Source organism: Streptomyces alkaliphilus (genome assembly GCF_014141535.1).
GTDB lineage: Bacteria > Actinomycetota > Actinomycetes > Streptomycetales > Streptomycetaceae > Streptomyces > Streptomyces alkaliphilus.
This window is the reverse complement of the sequence record NZ_VKHT01000598.1, coordinates 1-3,273: the sequence shown is the minus strand read 5'-3', so window position 1 is coordinate 3,273 and position 3,273 is coordinate 1. Positions and strand designations below refer to the sequence as shown.

Genomic DNA, 3,273 nt, shown 5'->3' with positions numbered 1-3,273 from the left:
CCCCACGGGCGAGGCGCGCGCCGGTTACCCACCGATCGGCTCCTACGCGTTCCTCTCCGACTGTCACACCGCGGCCCTGGTCGGCCCGGCCGGGGCGGTCGAGTGGCTCTGCTCCCCGCGCTTCGACGGCCCCTCCGTCTTCGCCCGCGTCCTGGACCGCCGGTTGGGAGGCGCCTGGGAGCTGGCGGTGGAGGGCGCCGACCCGCCCGTGCGGCGCTACCTCGGTGACAGCCTCGTGCTGGAGAGCCGGTGGTACGGACCCGAGGGCGAGGCGGTGGTGCGCGACCTGCTGGCCGTCCACCCCGACTCCCCCGGGAGCACCCCATCGGCGTCGGGAGGAAAAGCGGGTGAGACCGGCGCCGAGCCGGACGGCCCCGCGCATCCCCCCGGCTTCTCGGCCGCCGGCGTCCTGGTCCGCGAGGTGCGCTGCGTCTCCGGACGGGTGCGTCTGACCTCCCGGGTGGAGGCCCGCCCGGATTACGGCCGGCACGCCGCCCGCTGGACCACCGAGGGCGACCTGCTGCGCTGCGCGCTCGGGCGGGACGGGGAGTCGGACACCGACGCGCTGTGGCTGACCGGTACCACCCCCCACACCCCCGGCCCCGGGGGTGTCCTCCGGGCGGAGGCGGAGCTGGGCGAGGGCGAGGGGACGACCTTCGTGCTGGGGTACCGGGGCGAGCCGCGCCCGGGCCTCGACCCCGCCGAGGGCGAACGGCTGGCGGAGGAGACCACCGTCGCCTGGCAGAGCTGGGCCGACCGCGCCTCCTACGACGGCCCCGCCGCCGATCTGGTGCGCCGGGGCGGGGTGGTGCTGCGCGGGCTGCTCGCCGACGAGACCGGCGGGTTGCTCGCCGCCCCCACCACCTCGCTGCCCGAGTGGATCGGGGGGACGCGGAACTGGGACTACCGCTACGTCTGGCACCGGGACGCCGCGCTGGTGGTCCTGGTCCTGCTGCGACTGGGCCACGAGGAGGAGGCCGAGCGCTACCTGCGGTTCGCGCTCAACGGGTGCGTGGACCGCAGCGAGCGGATGGAGCCCATGCTGAAGCTGGACGGCACCACCCGGATCGAGGAGAGCGAACTGGACCACCTGGAGGGCTACGCGCGCTCCCGTCCGGTACGGGTGGGCAACGAGGCGTACGAGCAGCACCAGATGGACTCCTACGGCCACATCCTCGACGCCGCCTACGCCTTCCAGCAGGTCACCGGGCGTCTCACCGACCGGGATCTGGCGGAGCTGTGGCGGCTGACCGACATCCTGGCCGGGATCTGGCGCGAGCCGGATCACGGGCTGTGGGAGGCGCGCGGGGAACCACGGCACTGGACCTACTCGCGCCTGTACTCCTGGTTGGCCCTGGACCGGGGCGTGCGGCTGGCCGAGCTGTGCGGGGAGACCGGCGTGCCGGTGGACCGCTGGCGGGCCGAGCGGGACGCGGTCCGCGCGGACCTGCTGGAGCACGGTTGGGACGAGGAGGTCGGTGCCTTCGTGCAGGCGTACGGGGAGCGGGGCATGGACGCCGCGCTGCTCCACCTGGCCCTGCAGGGTTTCATCGAGGGCGACGACCCCCGGATGATCGCCACCATCGACCGGATCGCCGAGGAGTTGGGCGACGGGGACCACCTGGTGCACCGTTACGACCACAAGGTGACGGAGGACGGCTTCGAGGAGCCCGAGGGCGCCTTCCTGATGTGCTCCTTCGACATGGTCTCCGCCCTGGTGCTGGCCGGTCGGACCGAGGAGGCCAGGCGCCGCTTCGACGCGCTGTGCGCGCAGGCCGGACCCTTCGGGCTGTACTCGGAGCAGATGGCGGGCGACGGCACCTTCCTGGGCAACTACCCTCAGGCATTCACCCATCTGGCGTTGATCGAGGCGGCGATGAACCTGGAGGCCGCGGAACACCGCGATGCCCTGCACTCCTGGGCGGAGCGCCGCGGAAGGGATCGCGCGGAGCGGGCGGAGGGCGGCTGAGGAGCGGGGGCGCGGACCGCCCCGGGCCGGCCCCGGGGGCTTCCGCGGGACGACCGTGCCCGGGCGACCGCGACGGAGCGGCCCCCGCACCTCGTACCGGACGAGGTGCGGGGGCCGCTCGCCCGGGCCCGGTACCGGGCCCGCCCAACCGCCGGGAGGCGGCTCCTCAGGGAACCCGACCGGGTCCCTTGGCCAACTCCTCCGCACGCCCACCCGGCAGCCGGGAGCGCAACGGCGGGGTGGGGCCGCCGGCGGCGTCCCGCAGACCGGCCAGCAGGGCCGCCACCGTCTGCCGCGCGTCGCGGCGCGGTGTCCACCCCAGTTCCTCGCGGGCCCGGGAGCAGTCCATCACCGGCAGCCGCACCATGGTGTCGAAGAGGGCCGGTGAGGCGGGAGTGAGGCGAGCGGTCCAGGCCGCCGTCAGCGCGACCCGGAGGACCGCGAGCGGCACTGTTCTCGGCGTGGTGTCCAGCAGATTCGCCAGGTCACGGGTGTCCAGCACCGGGTCGGTGGCCAGGTTGAAGGCACCGCGCACCGGCCGGTGCAGCGCCAGCCGCCACGCCTCGGCCGCGTCGTCGGTGTGCAGCACCTGCAGGCGCAGGCCGGGGATGTTCGGCAGCAGGGGCGGCAGGCCGGGGCGGAGCAGCCCGCCGGGGACGAACGGTCCGAGGAAGAGGCGGCGCTGCTGGGAGGCTGACTCCCGCTTGAGCAGGAAGGCCGGGCGCATCCGTACCACCCGCACCTCCGGGTGGTCCCGTTCGAAGATGTCCAGGAGCCGTTCCTGGTAGGCCTTCTCCCGGCTGTAGGCGGCGGTGGGACGTCCGTGGGTGGAGGCGTCCTCGCGCACCACGGGACGTTCGCGCCGGCGCGAGGGGGGCGGGCCGGAGGTGTAGGCCGCGACGGAGGACGCGCACAGCACGGCCGGTACCCCCACCCGGGCGACCGCGCGCAGCACCCGTTCGGTCCCCCCCACGTTGGTGCGCCAGGTGATCATCGGGTCGCGGGCGGGTTGCAGGAGCCAGCCCAGGTGGACGACCGCGTCCATTCCGCGCAGCGCCTCCCGCAGGGCGTTCTCGGCGGCCGGGTGGGGGTCGCCCAGGTCCACGGGCCACCAGGAGGTTTTGTCCGGGGCGTGGTCGGGGACGCGGCGGGCCAGGCCGCGCACGGCGGCGACCGCGGGATCGGCGGCCAGCGCGCGCAGAAGGCTGGTGCCCACGTTGCCGGTGGCGCCGATGACGGCGACCCGCAGACCCTCGCCGGATCCGCCGGTGGTCGATACGTTCACGGGGTGTCCCCCTTCGTCC

The 3,273-nt window shown here is 75.0% G+C and carries 2 protein-coding genes; one reads left to right on the top strand and one right to left on the bottom strand.

The features are described 5' to 3' along the window. Positions 1-1,969, top strand: a 1,969-nt coding sequence (locus FNQ90_RS17250) for a glycoside hydrolase family 15 protein (protein ID WP_228471333.1), incomplete at its 5' end; no start/stop codon positions are given. A 166-nt stretch (positions 1,970-2,135) separates the two neighbouring features. On the opposite strand, the gene FNQ90_RS17245 is transcribed toward FNQ90_RS17250, so the two are convergent. Next, positions 2,136-3,254 carry an NAD-dependent epimerase/dehydratase family protein gene (locus tag FNQ90_RS17245; RefSeq protein ID WP_323380022.1) on the bottom strand — a complete coding sequence of 373 codons (1,119 nt, stop codon included), beginning with the start codon at positions 3,252-3,254 and terminating at the stop codon, positions 2,136-2,138. Between the last annotated feature and the right edge of the window lie 19 nt (positions 3,255-3,273).